Consider the following 15,803-nt stretch of genomic DNA (forward strand, 5'->3'; position numbering starts at 1 on the left):
CTCAACGGGCCGCGACGGAACGGGAGTACGCGCCGGCGAGTGCGTCCACGGTGAACAGCGGGTCGGGCGCGGGGGCGAGGAGTTGCGACAGGAACAGCAGCACCCCGGCCGAACCGCTCCACAGATCGGCGCTGAACCGCATGAGCTGGTCGCCGAGGAAACGGATACCGGTCTCGTGCGGCACCGCGAATTTGAACAGCCCGCACGCCGCACGGATCGCGTCGTCCCGGCCCCGGTCGTCACCGGTCAGCCGCCCGTACTCCGCGAGACCGAGGCCGAGGCCGGACAGTCCCTGCCACAGCCCCGACATCACGGTGTAGGTGGTGCGCGTCGAGGTCAGCAGCCGGGGCAGCGCGTCGGCGAGCCGTTCGTCGTCCACCGACCGCGTGTAGCGGGTGACGGTGTGCGCCATCGAGGCGGAACCGCAGTAGAGGTAGGGCAGGCTGCGGTTGTCGGTGGCCGAGATGGGAAAGGCGAGACCCGGCGAGTCCGGCTCCGTGGCACGGTCCAGCTCGGCGTGCAACAGCCGGACGCCGCGCGCGAGTTCGTCGTCCGCGCCGGTCACGGCGGCGAGCTGCTGGAGCAGCAGCGCGATCCCGGTGCGGCCGTGCACGAGGCCGGTGGCGTCGTTGGCGCCGAGGTACGGGGTGAGGTCGGCGTCGGCCGGCAGCGCCGCCGTCAGCTCCAGGGCCCGGTCGATGTGGTGCTCGTCGCGGGTGTGGCCGTACATCGCCAGGTGGGTGAGCGCGACCCCCGAGGTGCCGCCGTAGAGGGTCGCCGACGCTCCGGAGGCGATGATGGGGTGGCGGTCGGCGGCGGTGAGCAGATCCCTCGCCTCGTCCAGCATCCCCTGGTCGGCGAGCACCCATGCGATGCCCGCGGTGCCCGCGAACAGCCCCGGGGGCAGTTTCCCGACGCCGCCGAGCGCGTCGTGCCGCAGCCGCTCCAGCACGCCGTCCGGCAGCGCGCGGCCCGCCCGGGTCAGGGCGTGCACGACGCCCGCGGTGCCGAAGGCCAGGCACTGGGTGTTGCTCTGGTAGCCCTCGGCGATGGTGGGGAACACCCGGTCGGGGTGGGCCGGGTCGGCCATGGCCACCATGGCGTCGGCGGTACGGTCGCGCAGGTCGGCCAGGTGCCGCAGCGGGTCCGCGGCGACTTCCTCGGGCGTCGGGATGGGGGTGACGCCCTCCGCCGCGGGCCGCGGCCGGTGATACGCGACGGCCCGCTGCCACAGCGGCTCCGGCAGCGGCGCCCGCTCCAGCAGTTCGCGGCGCAGGTGCGCGAGGGTGTCGGGATTGCGCTGCGCCACCTGGTGGAAGGGCCCGATGAGCAGCAGGGCGAGGCCGGCCAGGCCGTACTTGTCGTGGATCAGCGGATCGTCGCCGACGAGTTCGGCGGGCGGGGTGTAGCCGGGCGTGCCCATCACCGGAGTGTCGTCGCTGTCCAGGCGCTGGGCGGCCTCGAAGTCGACCAGTCGGATGCCGTCGTCCTCGGTGACCATCACATTGCCGGGGCTGACGTCGACGAAGAGGTAGCCGGCCGTGTGCAGCCGGTGCAGCGTGCTCTCGATCTCCGCGAACAGCTTCTCGCACCGGCCGTAGTAGTCCCCGGCCGCTTCGGGTCCGCGGTCGACGCCGAGCATGACCTGGTTGGCGACCATCCAGCGCTGGAGCGTCGTGCCCTCGATGAACTCGGTGACGAGGAAGTCGTGCTCCCACTCGCGGAAGTAGGCGAGCGGCTCCGGGGCGAGGCCGGGCGCCGCGTCGTGCAGCGCGGTCAACGTCTGCCATTCGGAGCGGAGTTGGTCGGGTGCGGTGGTGTCGCCCATCGCCACGCCGGTGTGCGCGCGCGCCTCCTTGATGAAGACCTTGCGGCCGGTGGCCGTCTCCCGTCCCAGGTAGGCGCCGCCGGAGTTGGTGAACTGGAGCGCGTCTTCGAAGGCGAATCCGTGGAAGACGATCGGCCCGCCTCCGCCGGCGGCGGGCTCGTCCACGGGATCGGGGGCGGGATCGGCGGCGGCATTGGCGCCCGCCTCCGCCCCGGCCTTCGCGACGGCTTTTTCGGCGGATACGGCAGCGGGCTCGGCCGAGGACTTCGGCGCCGGGCGCGTCTCGACGAAGGGGTCGGTCATGCCCGCCGGGAGGTAGAAGGAGAAGCCCCTGCGGTCCTCCTCCAACTCGCCGTCGGTGCCGCGGACGAGCAGGGTGTGGGTGCCGTCGGCGTTGACGCGCTCGCGCGGGGCGAAGGCCCCGTAGCGGTAGTGGACCGTGCGCGAGTCCCGGTACCGCCTGTCGGTGAGGATGAACGGGCCTTCCTCGTCGGCCAGTTCGGTGCGCAGCCGTTCCATGAGGTCACGGGCCGCGGCGACGCTGGTGGGATACGCGGCGATGAATTTGCCGCTCTGCTGCCTGGCGGCCTGCTTGTGGTGGGTCCACCAGTAGAAGAGCCTGCCGGCGAGGTGCTTGAAGGCGACGTCCTGCTCGAAGCAGACGGCCGCGACGGTGTCGAGGACGTACGGCAGGCGGTCGGGCCGCGCGGACACGTGCACCTTCCAGCCGTCCTCGACACCGCGGAGCTGCTTGCCCCGGTGCCACATGGTCCAGATCCCCGACGGGGTCTCGGTCCACCCGTCCGGTACCGGCCCGGGCCGGTAGATCTCACCGCGGTCACGGGTGGTCTCCAGCGGCGCGTAGAACTCTCTGTCCGCCACGACGAACGGGAAGGGGATCATGGGCCTCTCCGATGTGGGACGCGAGGGGGCGGCGGCTCAGCAGCAGACGACGACGCTGGTCGCGCTCATCGACGCGACGGGGCTGCTGATCACCGACGTCGTGGGGTCCATCTCCTGGAGGCTCAGGGGGGATTCGGCGTGCGCCTCCACCTCGAATTCGCCCTCGCCGGCGTCCGCGCCTTCGGGCGCGTTCTCCTCGGCGGCGGATTCGGCGGAATCACTCATGGTCGTCTCCTGTCGGTTCTCAGGTGTCGGAAGGGCCGCCCCGGAGGACAACGCGAGCGGGAAAGACGTGTGGGTGGCGCGTCCGCGAGGACGCGCCACCCACCCAGCTCGGTCAGGCGCAGGCGGCCAGGCTGACCGTGCTGCCCGGGGCCTGGAGGCCGCCCAGCACACCCTCGCCCTGGTCGGGCTTGCTCACGCCCATCTCCTGGAGGTCCAGGGGGGATTCGGCGTGCGCCTCGACCTCGTTCTCGGGGGTCTCCGCGATGTCCTCGTTGGTGGGCTCGACGGAATCAGCCATGATCGTCTCCTCTTCTGGGCGGGGTACGAGCAGGTGGTGGGAACACCTCAGAAGCTAGGACCGGCCGTTTCGGAACCGGTGAAGCCGCGGTATAAGCGCGGTATCGTCCCAGGTGATTCGGGGTTGGTCCGAACTCTCACCAGCAGTCCCCGCATTGCCGGTTCGCCACAGGCACATCATCTGATATAAGTCGTCTGCCTGATGTCATTCATCTCAGCTCACGATCCCATCTCCGGATCAACGGGCGGGAAAGGTGAAACCGGATATGGCCGAACCAGCGCACGTCAGTCTGCGGCTCTCCGTCCTCGGCCCGCTGTCCGTCGGCACGGCCGAAGGCCCCTTCCCGCTCGGCCCGCTCAAACAGCGGCTGCTCCTGGCCATGCTGCTGTGCCGCCCCAACACCCCGGTCTCGCTGGCCTTGTTGACGGACACCTTGTGGGACGGCAATCCGCCGCGCACCGCGCGCAAGAACATCCAGGTGTACGTCTCCGCACTGCGCAAACTCCTCGACCGCGCGGGAGCGGGCGACCGGCTCGAGCACCACCCGGGCGGCTACCTGCTGCGGGTGCGCGACGACGAGTTGGACTCGCTGCGCTTCCAGGGCCTGGCCAGATCCGCCCGCGAGGCCGCCGGGCAGGGCGCGTTCGGCCCGGCGTCCCGGATGCTGCGCGAGGCGATGGGGCTGCGGCAGGGGCCGCCGCTGCACGACCTGAGATTCTCCCCCACCGTCAGATCCGAGGCGGAGCGGCTCGACAGCCGCTACCTCCAGGTCTACGAGGACTGGGCCGAGGCCGAGTTGCGGCTGGGCCGGGCCACCGAAGTCGCCGACACCGTCGCCGATCTGGTGGAGCGTCACCCCGAGCGCGAACGGCTCAGGGCCGTCCAGATGAACGCGCTGTTCGACCAGGGGCGGCAGACGGAGGCCCTGGCCGCGTACGAGGGGCTGCGCCGGCTGCTCGCCGTCGAGTACGGGCTCCAGCCGAGCCCCGCACTGGAGACGCTGTACCGCTCGATGCTCGACGGCGGCCCGCAGGAGCCCGGCGGCCCCTTCGCTCCGTCCGGCGCGCGGGCCGCGGCGCGGCGCTCCTGCGGAGTCCTCGGCGCCCTGCTCCCCCAGGACCTGGCCGACTTCACCGGCCGCGAACGCCAACTGCGCTTTCTGCTCAAGCTGTTGGGCAGTGACCGGCATCTGGCGGTCGTCACCGGGCCGGTCGGCACCGGTAAGACCGCGCTCGCGGTGCACACCGCGCACCGGCTCGCCGCGGAGTTCCCCGACGGCCGCGTACTGATCCGGATGCGCGACGCGGCCGGGCGTCCGCGCTCGGCCGCCTCGGTGGTCGCCGAGCTGGCCCGGATGGCGGACCTCCCCGGGCAGCGGGCGGCGGCCGTCGACGACGGGTCGGAGGACGCCGAGGAGGCCGCCGCCGCGTGGCGCGACTGGCTCGGGCCGCGCCGGATCCTGCTGGTGCTGGACGACGCGGCCGACGAGGCGTCCGTACGGCCGCTGGTGCCGCACTCCGGCGGCAGCGCCGTCCTGGTGACCTCCCGCGCGCAGTTGGCCGGACTGGTCTCCGCCGACCGGCTGGAACTGGCGCCCTTCGACCTCGGCGAGAGCCTCGAACTGCTCGGCCGGATCGTGGGCCACGAGCGGCTGCGGGCCTGTCCGGAGGCGGCCCGGCGCATCGTCACCGCGACCGGCATGCTGCCGCTCGCGGTCCGGGTCAGCGGTCTGAAGCTCGCGGTACGACGCCATCTGCCGCTCGGCGAGTACGCGGCGCGGCTGGCCGACGGCAGGACCGTACTGGACGAACTGGTCGCGGGCGACACGGATGTACGGCCGCGGCTGGCGAGCGGGTGGCGGGACCTGTCGGCGGCGGACCGGACCACGCTGTGCCTGCTGGGGCACCTGCCGGAGGGGCCCTTCACGCTGCGGCAGGCCGCGGCGGCGCTCACCTGCGGCCAGGACGACGCGCTGCGCCGGCTGGAGTCCCTGCTCGACGCGGGCGCGCTGCTCGCCCCGGACAGCGAGGTCACCGCGCACGCCGCGCGGTACGAACTCCCGCGCCTGACAAGAGTCTACGCGCGTGAACAATCCCTCCTGGGGATGCGGCCACTCCCCCGGGCCACCGCCTGAGGGGCCTTCGGCGCAGGGCACACGTGACGGAACACGCCACCAGGCGCACCGGTGAGCTGCGGATTTACCGTTTCCCAACCGTCCATGACCCCGACCTCGAACCGGCCCCGCCGAGACTTCGGTGGACGAGGAAGGGAGCACGCGATGGAACTCGCCGAACTCATGACGCTGCGCCCCGAACCCGGCGCGGGGCTGCTCCTGACCGTCACCGGCCGCTGCCCCCTGCACTGCGCGCACTGCTCGACCGCCGCCACGATGGCCGCGGACGAGCCGGACGCAGACCGGCTGCGCGCCTTCGTCTCCACCTTCACCCCGGCCGAGCACCCTGCGGTGCTGATGATGACCGGCGGCGAGCCCTTGCTGCGGCCCGAGTTGGTGACCGACCTCGCCGCCACGGCGCGCGCAGCGGGCACCAGGACGGCGTTGCTGACCGGCGCCTTCTTCGTCGGCCGGGCGGACCACGGCGCGGGACACCTCGCCTCCGGCGCCGGCCCGCTGCCCGCTCCCGTGCCCGATTCCGCGCCTGTTCCCGTGCCCGTTCCCGAGCGGATCTGGCGGGCCGCCACCTCCGTCGACCACTTCTCGGTGAGCCTTGACGCCTTCCATGAGCGCGAGGTCGACCGCAGGTCCGTATTCGGCCTGATCCGGCGAGTGTTGGACGCCGGAGTGGCCACCAGTTTCCACCTGGTCGGCACCGGCCCCGACGACCCCTACCTCGCGGACGTCACCGCCGACATCCGCCGTACCTTCGGCGACCGCGTCCCGATGCTCGTCAACTCCCTGCGCCGGGTGGGCCGCGCCGCGTCCTGGGCCGCCGCGAACACGGCGCTGCCCGGTGCCGCGCTGCCCATCGCCGCGGCGCCCGACCCCGAGCGGGCGCTGCCGTGCTCGATGGCCGCGTGGCCGGTGGTGGCCGCCGACGGCACGGTGGTCGCCTGCTGCAATCAGCGGGTCGTCGACCGCAGGCCCGCCCCGCGTCACCTGACGCTCGGTCACATCGCCACCGACGACTGGCAGTCGGTCGCCGTAGGGGCCCGTACCTCTCCGGTCCTGCGGATGATCAGGACGGTCGGCCCGGCCCACCTCCTGCACCGGTACGGCGGCGCGGAGCAGGCGACCGCGCCCCCCGACTACTGCGCGGGCTGCCGGGCACTCGGTGACCACCCGGAGGCGCTGGCCGCGGCGAGTGCGGCGGCCAGCGGGCCCGTGGGGGCGCTGCTCGACCGGTACGCGGCCCGCGGCCAGGTCGAGGCGGGCGCGGCCACGCTGGTGCGGCGGCACGGCTGCGCGCCCTACGCGGACCTGGTCGACCTGCCCGGAGCGCGGCGATGACCACGGTCGGCACGGCGGGCGCGGGCGCCGCGCTGCGGGTCCGGCTGCTGCTGACGGCCCCCGCCGTGCGGGCGACGACCGCGGCCGTGTGGCGACCGCCCGGACTCGCCGCGCGCTACGCCACGTATCTGACGGTGATGCACGGAGTCGTCCGCGCCTCGGTGCCGCTGATGGAACGGGCGGTGGCGCGGCTGGCGGAATTCGGCCCGCGCGACCCGTTGTGCGAGCCGCTCACGGACTATCTGCGGGAGCACATCGAGGAGGAGCGCGGCCACGACGACTGGCTGCTCGGTGACATCACCGCGCTGGGCGGGGAACCAGCGGCGGTCCTCGCCGAGCAGCCCATATCCGCCGTCGCGCGCCTGGCGGGCGCGCAGTACTACTGGATCGAGCACCACCATCCGGTAGCGCTGCTCGGCTACATCGCGGTGCTGGAGAGCAACGCGCCCGCGCCCTGGCTGGCGGACCGGATCGCCGCCGCGGGCGTGCCGGAGGCGGCGCTGCGCACGGTACGCGGCCACGCCGAACTGGACACCGGGCACACCGCCGCGCTCTTCGCGCTGCTCGACGCGCTGCCGTTGGACCAGGCCCAGGTACGCGCGGTCGTGATGAGCGCGCTGCACACCGTGGACGGACTTGTGGAGCTTTTCGCGCGCATCGGCCGGACAGCGGAGCCGGAACACCTCAGGGAAGGGACGTACACCTCATGAGTGACACGGCGGCGCGGGGCGGGGAGAGCGCGGAGCGGGCAGGCGACGGAGCCGACGACGCGCTGGTGGTGCTGGAGTCGCACGGCTTCGGCGTCGGCGAACTCACCGACGAACAGCGCGAGGTGCTGCGCGGGCTGAGCAGCCAGGAGCTGTCGATGATGCTCGACATCAAGGCCCGGCTGGACGAGGTGGGTCCCGAGGTGCAGGCCCACAGCGAGATCGCCGGCGGGGCGCTCTTCTGACATCTCCCCGCGACCGGGGTCCACGCGATCGGGAAGAGACCGGGGTCCACACCATCGGGAAGACACGGGGAAGGGACGGGGAGACGAGATGACCACGCGCTGCGCCTCGTGCGACGGCGACCTGCCGCAGGACGCGCGCTTCTGCCCGTCCTGCGGCACACCGGCCGACTCCCCCGCACCCGTGACGGCGGTCGAGGAGCGCAAGGTCGTCTCCGTCGTCTTCTGCGACCTCGTCGGATCGACGGCGCTGTCCGGTGTGCTCGACCCTGAGACGCTGCGCACGGTGGTGCTGCGCTATTTCGACCTGATGCGCGAGTGCCTGGAGCAGTTCGGCGGCACGGTCGAGAAGTTCATCGGCGACGCGGTGATGGCCGTCTTCGGCGTGCCGGTGACGCACGAGGACGACGCGGCGCGGGCGCTGGCCGCGGGCCTGGCGATGCTCGACGCCATACAGCGGCTCAACGAAACGGAGTTGGAGCCGACGCTCGGCATTCGGATCGGTGTCCGGATCGGCATCAACACCGGCCCGGTGGTGACGGCCTCGGATGTGTCGTCCCGTCAGGCGCTGGTGTCGGGCGAGACGGTGAACGTCGCGGCCCGGCTGGAGCAGAACGCCGGTGAGGGCGAGGTCCTCATCGGTCCCGAGAGCCGCAGGGCCGCGGGGGCGACAGCGGTCACCGAGCGCGTCGGCCCTTTGCGGTTGAAGGGCAAGGAGGACGCGGTCACCGCCTATCGGCTGCTGGACGTGGTCGAGGAGGAGCCGGAGCTGACCCGCCGCTTCGATGTGCCCTTCGTCGGCCGGGACCGTGAACTGGACGCTCTGTGGGCGACGTTCCGCGCCGTCGCGGACCGCGCCGGTCGTGGCCCGAATCTGGTGACGGTCCTCGGTGAGGCCGGGATGGGCAAGACCCGGCTGATCCACGAGTGGCGCAAACGGTCGGGCCGCGCCTTCCGCTACGGCTCGGGCCGCTGCCGCACGTACGGTGAACGCGGCAGCCTGGCGCCGCTGGCCGACGCCGTGAGCCAACTCCTGGACGCCTTCCCGGAGATCGCCCAGGCCCCGGCGCGCGCGGGAGAGCCCTCGCCCGAGCGCCAGGAGATCGACGCGGCGCTGGCCGTACTGTCGGCCGGGCTGCTGGAGGACGGCACACCGAATCCGTCGACCGACGACACCTGCGCGGCGCTGACCGGTCTGCTGGCCGCGCTCGCGCGCAGGCGGCCGGTCGTGCTGGTGCTGGACGACCTCCAGTGGGCGAGCGACCCGCTGCTGACGATGGTCAGCGCGCTCAGCGCCGAACTCACCGCGTCCGCTGTGCTGTTCGTCTGCGCCGCCCGCCCCGATCTGCTCGACCGCGGCGCAGGCTGGGGCGAGGGCGGCCCGCGCTCGCTCTCCTTGACGCTGCCCGGTCTGACGGCGACGGAGGCCGAGGCGGTGGCCGAAGCGCTGACCGAGGTCGGGGCGCACTGGGACGGCGGGGCGCCGTCCCAAGAGGGGGGTACGGGCGTGCCGCCGCAGGTGCTGGAGTCCGCGGGCGGCAATCCGTTCTATCTGGAACAGCTCATCGCCGCTCTCGCGCAGCCCGAGTCCGGCTACCGCCCCGACGGCGGAGGCGATGTGCCGACCACCTTGCAGGCGCTGCTCGGCGCCCGGATCGGGGCGCTCGGCCGGGCGGAGCGCGCGGCGCTGGACATCGCGGCCGTGGTGGGACGGGAGTTCAGCGCCGACGAGGTGGCCGAGCTGGTGGGCGGGGACCGGGAAGGCGCGCCCGGCGGCGCGCTGCACGACGCGGACCCGCCCTCGGCGGAGACCGGCTCCGGCGTCCCGGCGCTGGACGGCGCGGTCGGCGCGGCGCTCGGCATGCTCAGCAGTCACCGCCTGCTGCGGCCCGCGGACCGGCAGGGGCCTTCCCCGTACCGGCTGCGCTTCAGCAGCGGTCTCGTGCACGAGGTCACGTATCAGTCGATGGCCAAGCGGACGAGGGCGGAGCGGCACGAGCGGGCCGCGGCGGCGCTGTCCGCGCGGCTGGCGGGCGGCGGCACGGCGGCGGGGAGCGCGGGGGAAGGCGCCGCCCCGTACGGCGGTGTCCTGTTCGGCGGTGGCGCTCCCGGTACGCGCGGCGCCGAGGATGCCGCCGCCGTGGCGGGCCACCTGGAGCGCGCCTACCGCTACCGCGCCGAGTTGGGCACGCTCGGCCCGCAGACGGACGAACTGCGCCTGCGGGCGGCCGCGTTGCTGATCGAGGGCGGTTCCAGGGCGCTCGCGCGCTCGGATCTCGCGTGGGCGGGCGGGCTGCTGGAGCGGGCGGTGGAGCTGACCGTCGAGGGCGAGCCGGAGTGGGCCGCGGCGGCCCGGCGGTTCGGTGACGTGCTGCTGGCGACCGGGCGGACGGACGAGGGCCGGGCGCTGCTGCTGCGCGTGCTCGCCGCCGCGGACGCCACGCCGGGGGACGCGGTGCGGCCGGTGGAGGCCGCGCACGCCGACCTCGCCCTGGCCGCGGTGTCGGCGGCCCCCGACGGGAGCAGCGCGGGGAGCGTCGCCCAGCGGACGCTGCCGGTCTTCGAGAGCGCGGGCGACGACCTCGGGCAGGCACGGGCGTGCATCCGGCTGGCGCAGGAGCGGCAGTTGCACGGCAGGCACGGCGAGGCCGATGTCCTGCTCTCCCGCGCCCTGGACCACGCGCGCCGCTCGGGCGCCGAGCCCGAACGGGCCCTGGCGCTGGGCGCGATCGGCGTCTCGCTGTGGCGCGGGCCCGAGCCGGTCCCCTCGGCGGTCTCGCGCAGTCGCCGCCTGCTGGCGGAGCACGGCGACCGTCGCCCCACCGTACGGCTGACCCTCAACTGCCCGCTGGCCGTGCTGTTCGCGCTCCAGGAGCGCTGGGACGACGCGCACGCCTGTCTCGCCGGGGCGGAGCGGCTGGCCGGTGAACTCGGTTACGCCGAGGGCCGGGTGGTGCTGCCGCTGTTCGCCGCGGCCGTGGCGACGCTGGCGGGCGACGGGAGCCGGGCGCTCGGTCTGCTGGACGAAGCGGGCGGCGCCGCACGGGAGTTGCAGGCCGAGGCCCTGCGGGACGCGGTGGCCAGGGACGCGGCGCGGCTGCTGGTGGACGCGGGCCGTCACGACGAGGCCGCGGCCAGGCTGGCCACCGCGCCGGACCCCGGACACACGGCACTCGCCGCCTCGGACGCCGCCGACCTCGACGGGCTGCTGGCCAGGATCGCCGCGGCGCGCGGCGCGGCCGAGGAGGCCGCACCGCTGGCGGAGCGGGCGGTGCGGACCGCGTCCGGCACCGACTCGCCCGTCGTCCTGGCGGTGGCCTGGCTCGACCGGGCCGACGTGCTGCGCCTGGCGGGCCGGACCGAGGAGTCCGCGAGCGCCGCCGCGCAGGCCGCCCGGCACTTCGGCGCCAAGGGCCATGTGCCGGGGGCGCGCCGCGCCGTGCGATGGCGGGAGGGTCCGCCGTGAGGCGCCAGGACCAGGGGCACCGGAGCCGCGGGCGCCGACCGGCGCCCGTCCGCTCCCGCCCCGGCCTCTCGGGCCACCACCGCATCGGAAGGCGACAACGCCAGAACGCGAAAGGCTGCTGATGAAAACCGCCGAACACGGCGCCGGCCCCGGACTCACCTGGACGCTGCGCGGCAAGCGCCCCGAGGACGTGCTGATCACCGCCGACGGCGAGCTGCCCGCGCTCGACCGGAGCTGGGACGACGCGCGCGGCGCCGGGGTGCGGGTGTGCGTGGTGGACTCGGGTGTCGAGGACGGCCATCCGCTGATCGGCCCGGTCGACGGCGCGTGGACGGTGCGCAAGGACGAGACGGGCACCAGCGTGGTCGAGACGACGGCGACCGACACCTGCGGGCACGGCACGGCCTGCGCGGGCATCATCCGCAGGACCGCGCCGGATTGCGAGCTGTACAGCGTGCAGGTGCTCGGCAAGGGGTTCGGCGGGACCGGCGACGTCCTGCTCGCGGGACTGCGCTGGGCGATCCGGCAGGGCTTCGACGTGATCAATCTCAGCCTGTCCACGACGAGGCCGCAGTTCGCCGAGGAGTTGCGGGTCCTCGCCGACGAGGCGTACTTCCGGGGGACGGCGATCGTCGCCTCCGCGCACAACACTCCGGTGGAGAGCTACCCGTGGCGCTTCGCCTCGGTGATCTCGGTGGGCAGCCACCAGGAGGACGATCCCGATCTGCACCTGTACAACCCGAGCCCGCCGGTCGAGTTCTTCGCGCCGGGCCAGAACGTCCAGGTGGCCTGGCTCGGCGGGGCGACGATCAGGACGACGGGCAACAGCTTCGCCACGCCGTACATCGCCGGGCTCTGCGCCCGCATTCTGTCCCGGCACCGCCGGATGACGACCTTCCAGCTCAAGAACGCGCTCTACCTTTCCGCGGCCAACGTCCAACTGGGCATCAGGGGTGCTTCGTGACACAGAGCAACACAGCGACGGATCCGCTGTCGCAGGAGTTGATGCAGTCGGTGGTCGACACGGCACGGGCCATCTTCGGCGCCCAGGCCAGTTCGGTGTTCCTGCTGGACGAGTCGAGCCACGAGCTGGTCTTCCAGGCCGTCTCGGGCCAGGGCGAGAGCTTCCTGGTGGGGCGGCGTTTCCCGGCCGAGAGTGGGATCGCGGGATGGGTGGTCTCCTCGGGTGAGCCGATGGTGGTGGACGACCTGTCGCACAGCGCGTCCTTCGACCGGGACTTCGCGGAGTCCACGGAGTACGTGCCCGATTCGCTGATGGCCGCGCCACTGACGCACGGTGACCGGGTGCTGGGGGTGCTGGAAGTCCTCGATCCCGTGCCGCAGTCCAGGTCGAGCCTGGACGAACTGGATCTGCTGGCGCTCTTCGCCCGGCACGCGGCGGCGGCGCTGCGGGTGGTCGTGGACCGCGCGCGGCCCGCCGACAGCGGCTCGCTCGGCGGTGACGGGCGCGCGGCGGCGCTGCGGATGGCCGAGGATTTGCGGCGGCTGCTGGAGACCTCCGCCTGAGCCGGGGAGCCCTCCGCTCAGCCCGTGGGCGCCGCCCCGGACCCGCACCGGACCCGCACCTACCTGCGACGCGCCGGAAGGGAGGGACGGGAGATCTCAGGGTGTTCACAGGTGCGAGTCGTCCCCTGAACAGGTGACAATGAGTAGGGTGTGTTCCTCCGGCCCCGGATCATCTGCCTAGCCTGAGCCGGGGAGAGGGAGGTGGCCGTGACACGACGAATATCCTTCGGCCGCCGCCTCCCGACGCCCCACTCCGACCTCTCGCCGCAGGTGTCGGTCGCCGGGCGGACACCGCCGGTGCTCACCGCGCTGCCGTACGTGTTCATGGCCGTGGTCGCCGTGGTGGACGTGAGCGTCGGTACCAGTATCGGCCTGCTGCCGCTGGTCTCGCTCGGCCCCGCCTTCTCCGGTCTGGTCGGCGGCTGGCGGCGGACCGCCCTGGTCGGGGCCCTGGCCGTCGCGCTCGTGTGCGCCCTGGGCGTCTACGACGGCCTGTTCGAGGAGCGGCGCGGTTTCAGCGCCCTCGCCTCGGTGATCGGCGTGACGGTCGCCGGAGTGATCGCCGCCGTGATGCGCCAGCGCCGCGAGACCGAATTCGCCAACGTACGGTCGATCGCGGAGGTCGCCCAGCGGGTCCTGCTGCGCCCCGTACCGCGCAGCGCGGGCCATCTGCGCACGGCCGTGTCGTACACCTCCGCCGTCGCCGAGGCGCGCATAGGCGGCGATCTGTACGAGGTCGTCGCGTCGCCGGTCGGCGTGCGGGTGATCATCGGCGATGTGCAGGGCAAGGGCCTCGAAGCGGTGGAGACCGCCGCCGTGGTGCTCGGCGCCTTCCGTGAGGCCGCGCACGACGAAAGGGACCTGACGGGCGTCGGCGAGCGGGTGCAGCGGGCCGCCGACCGGGCGCTGAGCGGCGAGAAATTCGTCACCGCGATCATCGCCGAGATCAGCGAGGAGCGCGGCGCGACCCTCCTCAACTTCGGCCATCCCGCGCCGATGGTGCTGCGCCAGGACGGCGGCGCGTGCTTCCCCGAGCCGCCGCAGTACGCGATGCCGCTGGGGCTCGGCGTGCACGGCGGTGACGCTCCCGAGCCGTTCGCCGTCCCCTTCGGACCCGGCGACCAGATGCTGCTCTACACCGACGGTGTCACCGAGGCCCGCGACCACACCGGCGCCTTCTATCCGCTGGGGCAGCGCGCGCACTTCCTCAAGGACCCGGATCCGGAAGCCGCGTTGGAGGCACTGCGGACCGATCTGGTGCAGCACACGGAGGGTCCGCTGCACGACGACGCGGCGATGCTGCTGCTGCGCTTCCGCGACCCCGGCCCGGCGTTCGCCGCCTTCGACGGCACCTGAAGGCCCGGACGGCACCGGCGCGGGTAAAGGGTTCGCAATGTGCGGATGCCTCGCCGTGCGGTCCGTGACGGGTTGTCCGCAATGAGCGACCGGCCCCACCCGAACACCCCTGCGAACACCGGTGTCGCGTCATAGAGTGTCGAGCCGTACACGCGGGCGGAGGCACGCACCGTTTGCCGATCGCGGTTGGAGGAGATCCCGGTGACGCTGCGCGCGTCCAGAGGCGGACCGGTCCCGCCGGACCACCCGGCCGTGTCCGCGGCGCACCTCCAGCGCGACGAGGCGGCGGCGCTCACGCTCTACCGGACCCTGCGCGACATGGGCGAGGGACGGATCGCGGAGGTCGCGGAGGCGGCCGGTCTGGACGCCGCGGAATCCGCGGGCGGCTGGCGGCGGCTGGACGAGCTGGGCCTGATCCGGATCGTGGGCGCGGTCGTCGAACCGGTCGATCCGGACGCGGCCATGGCGCACGCGATGGACACCTACAACGAGAACACCGCCAGGCAACTGCGGGACGCGCACTCGTTGCGCCGGGTCACCGAGTCCCTGATGACCGTCTTCCGCCCGGCCGTGGCCCGTGACTCGGCCGATGTCGCGGTGGAGCGGCTCGGCGACCGCAAGCGCAGGACGCGTACGGTGCGGGACCTCAACGCCGCCGTCCTGGACGCCTGCGACTCGATGCACCCCGGTCCGATGCCCCCGGCCGAGGCGCTGGAGGCGTCGCTCGACGAGGACGCGAAGCTGACCTCGCGCGGCATCCGGGTCCGGGTGATCTACCCCGAGTCGCTGCTGCGCTCCCCCAAGTACACCTGGTATCTGCACCGGTTGCTCGACATCGGCGTCGAGGTACGGCTCCTGGAGCACTCCCCCTTCGACATCCTGCTCTTCGACCGGCACACCGCGTGCGTGCCCGGCGACCCCGAACGGCCGGGCGAGTCCATGCTGTTGATCCGCGGCTCCGCCCTCCTGAAGGGCTACACCGCGCTGTACGAGGACTACTGGCTGCGCGCCTCCCCCGTCGTCCTCGCCGCGCCGCCCGCGCCCGCCGAGGGCCCGGAGGTCAACGACCAGGAGCGCACGGTCATCCGGCTGATGGCGAGCGGGCTGAGCGACGACCAGATCGCCCGGAAGATGGGCGTGCACCGCCGCACGGTCCAGCGCGCGGTCGCCAAACTGATGGACCGCCTCAATGCCTCAAGCCGCTTCGAGGCGGGTCTCAAACTCGCCCGCGACCCGGCCCTGATGAAGGTCTACCCGCTGAACTGACCGGCCGGGGTGACCCGCTGACGGCCGTGACGTACCAGCGGGGGCGCCACCAGGCCCAGGTGGTGCCCCCGCCGACTGCCTTCGGCGGCCTCCACACCAGGTGGAGTGCCGCCTCCGGCAGCCCCGGCCCGCGGACATTCGGGGGATCCACGGGCCGGAAGTCGTGTCGCCGCGGCGGTCCGGCCGTCGCCCGCGGCGGGTGGTGCGCACGCGGGATCTCCGCGTGATGGTGATCGGCCTGCCGACAACTCCCTCGCTACGCCTGCACGTTCACGAGCCCTCCCGGAGCCGACGGCATGCCGTTCCCCCCGAGGCCGCGCACCGGCCGAAGTCACCTTCGGCGCCGTACCCGACCACACCTCGATCTTTGCCCACCCGACAACCGCTGGCTACGAACCCCCGAGTACGTAATGCCCGGTGAACGGCTTCGCGCAGGCCACCTGAGGTGTCCAAAAGGAGACAGCGACCCAACTGGACAACGGTGGCGGCGGCGTAGCGAGCGCGCTTGCCGACTGCCAC

At 73.3% G+C, this 15,803-nt stretch carries 12 protein-coding genes; 9 read left to right on the forward strand and 3 right to left on the reverse strand.

Annotated features, from left to right (window positions below):
- Window position 1 precedes the first annotated feature (1 nt).
- The 3 genes from ACIOC1_RS12215 to ACIOC1_RS12225 all read right to left on the reverse strand — a co-directional run bounded on the left by ACIOC1_RS12215 (window position 2) and on the right by ACIOC1_RS12225 (window position 3,254).
- On the reverse strand, window positions 2-2,731 hold the full coding sequence (locus tag ACIOC1_RS12215; protein WP_401853704.1) for a lanthionine synthetase LanC family protein: 2,730 nt from the start codon (window positions 2,729-2,731) through the stop codon (window positions 2-4).
- Between the two features lie 36 nt (window positions 2,732-2,767).
- Window positions 2,768-2,956: a hypothetical protein gene (locus ACIOC1_RS12220; protein WP_355340796.1), complete on the reverse strand. Its 189-nt coding sequence runs from the start codon at window positions 2,954-2,956 to the stop codon at window positions 2,768-2,770.
- 112 nt (window positions 2,957-3,068) lie between these two features.
- On the reverse strand, window positions 3,069-3,254 hold the full coding sequence (locus ACIOC1_RS12225) for a hypothetical protein (RefSeq protein WP_188283862.1): 186 nt from the start codon (window positions 3,252-3,254) through the stop codon (window positions 3,069-3,071).
- A gap of 265 nt (window positions 3,255-3,519) precedes the next feature.
- Here ACIOC1_RS12225 and ACIOC1_RS12230 point away from each other — a divergent pair, with 265 nt between their 5' ends.
- The 9 genes from ACIOC1_RS12230 to ACIOC1_RS12270 all read left to right on the forward strand — a co-directional run bounded on the left by ACIOC1_RS12230 (window position 3,520) and on the right by ACIOC1_RS12270 (window position 15,284).
- A complete protein-coding gene (locus tag ACIOC1_RS12230; protein WP_401853707.1) occupies window positions 3,520-5,388 on the forward strand; it encodes a BTAD domain-containing putative transcriptional regulator in 1,869 nt (622 codons plus the stop codon).
- Between the two features lie 144 nt (window positions 5,389-5,532).
- On the forward strand, window positions 5,533-6,720 hold the full coding sequence (locus ACIOC1_RS12235; RefSeq protein WP_401853710.1) for a radical SAM protein: 1,188 nt from the start codon (window positions 5,533-5,535) through the stop codon (window positions 6,718-6,720).
- Window positions 6,717-7,430, forward strand: coding sequence for an iron-containing redox enzyme family protein (locus ACIOC1_RS12240; RefSeq protein WP_391161885.1), 714 nt, complete (start codon window positions 6,717-6,719; stop codon window positions 7,428-7,430). The genes ACIOC1_RS12235 and ACIOC1_RS12240 overlap by 4 nt, the downstream gene beginning before the upstream one ends.
- Complete coding sequence (locus tag ACIOC1_RS12245) at window positions 7,427-7,672, forward strand: aroma-sacti cluster domain-containing protein (protein WP_355340808.1); 246 nt, start codon at window positions 7,427-7,429, stop codon at window positions 7,670-7,672. Before ACIOC1_RS12240 ends, ACIOC1_RS12245 begins: the two co-directional genes overlap by 4 nt.
- Before the next feature lie 88 nt (window positions 7,673-7,760).
- A complete protein-coding gene (locus ACIOC1_RS12250) occupies window positions 7,761-11,135 on the forward strand; it encodes an AAA family ATPase (protein WP_401853712.1) in 3,375 nt (1,124 codons plus the stop codon).
- A 121-nt stretch (window positions 11,136-11,256) separates the two neighbouring features.
- Window positions 11,257-12,099: a S8 family serine peptidase gene (locus ACIOC1_RS12255; RefSeq protein WP_355340814.1), complete on the forward strand. Its 843-nt coding sequence runs from the start codon at window positions 11,257-11,259 to the stop codon at window positions 12,097-12,099.
- A 41-nt stretch (window positions 12,100-12,140) separates the two neighbouring features.
- Window positions 12,141-12,662, forward strand: coding sequence for a GAF domain-containing protein (locus ACIOC1_RS12260; protein WP_188285584.1), 522 nt, complete (start codon window positions 12,141-12,143; stop codon window positions 12,660-12,662).
- A 324-nt stretch (window positions 12,663-12,986) separates the two neighbouring features.
- Window positions 12,987-14,018, forward strand: coding sequence for a PP2C family protein-serine/threonine phosphatase (locus tag ACIOC1_RS12265; RefSeq protein WP_401854261.1), 1,032 nt, complete (start codon window positions 12,987-12,989; stop codon window positions 14,016-14,018).
- 201 nt (window positions 14,019-14,219) lie between these two features.
- Window positions 14,220-15,284 carry a helix-turn-helix transcriptional regulator gene (locus ACIOC1_RS12270; RefSeq protein ID WP_355340817.1) on the forward strand — a complete coding sequence of 355 codons (1,065 nt, stop codon included), beginning with the start codon at window positions 14,220-14,222 and terminating at the stop codon, window positions 15,282-15,284.
- Window positions 15,285-15,803: the final 519 nt, after the last annotated feature.

Origin of the sequence: Streptomyces sp. NPDC088197, from assembly GCF_044741185.1 — a bacterium.
Lineage (GTDB): Bacteria > Actinomycetota > Actinomycetes > Streptomycetales > Streptomycetaceae > Actinacidiphila.

Coding starts and splice junctions, on each gene's coding strand:
- ACIOC1_RS12240 (WP_391161885.1), top strand. CDS start 6,717: ATGACCACGGTCGGCACGGCGGGCGCGGGCGCCGCGCTGCGGGTCCGG.
- ACIOC1_RS12225 (WP_188283862.1), bottom strand. CDS start 3,254: ATGGCTGATTCCGTCGAGCCCACCAACGAGGACATCGCGGAGACCCCC.
- ACIOC1_RS12215 (WP_401853704.1), bottom strand. CDS start 2,731: ATGATCCCCTTCCCGTTCGTCGTGGCGGACAGAGAGTTCTACGCGCCG.
- ACIOC1_RS12245 (WP_355340808.1), top strand. CDS start 7,427: ATGAGTGACACGGCGGCGCGGGGCGGGGAGAGCGCGGAGCGGGCAGGC.
- ACIOC1_RS12255 (WP_355340814.1), top strand. CDS start 11,257: ATGAAAACCGCCGAACACGGCGCCGGCCCCGGACTCACCTGGACGCTG.
- ACIOC1_RS12230 (WP_401853707.1), top strand. CDS start 3,520: ATGGCCGAACCAGCGCACGTCAGTCTGCGGCTCTCCGTCCTCGGCCCG.
- ACIOC1_RS12265 (WP_401854261.1), top strand. CDS start 12,987: ATGGCCGTGGTCGCCGTGGTGGACGTGAGCGTCGGTACCAGTATCGGC.
- ACIOC1_RS12250 (WP_401853712.1), top strand. CDS start 7,761: ATGACCACGCGCTGCGCCTCGTGCGACGGCGACCTGCCGCAGGACGCG.
- ACIOC1_RS12235 (WP_401853710.1), top strand. CDS start 5,533: ATGGAACTCGCCGAACTCATGACGCTGCGCCCCGAACCCGGCGCGGGG.
- ACIOC1_RS12220 (WP_355340796.1), bottom strand. CDS start 2,956: ATGAGTGATTCCGCCGAATCCGCCGCCGAGGAGAACGCGCCCGAAGGC.
- ACIOC1_RS12260 (WP_188285584.1), top strand. CDS start 12,141: ATGCAGTCGGTGGTCGACACGGCACGGGCCATCTTCGGCGCCCAGGCC.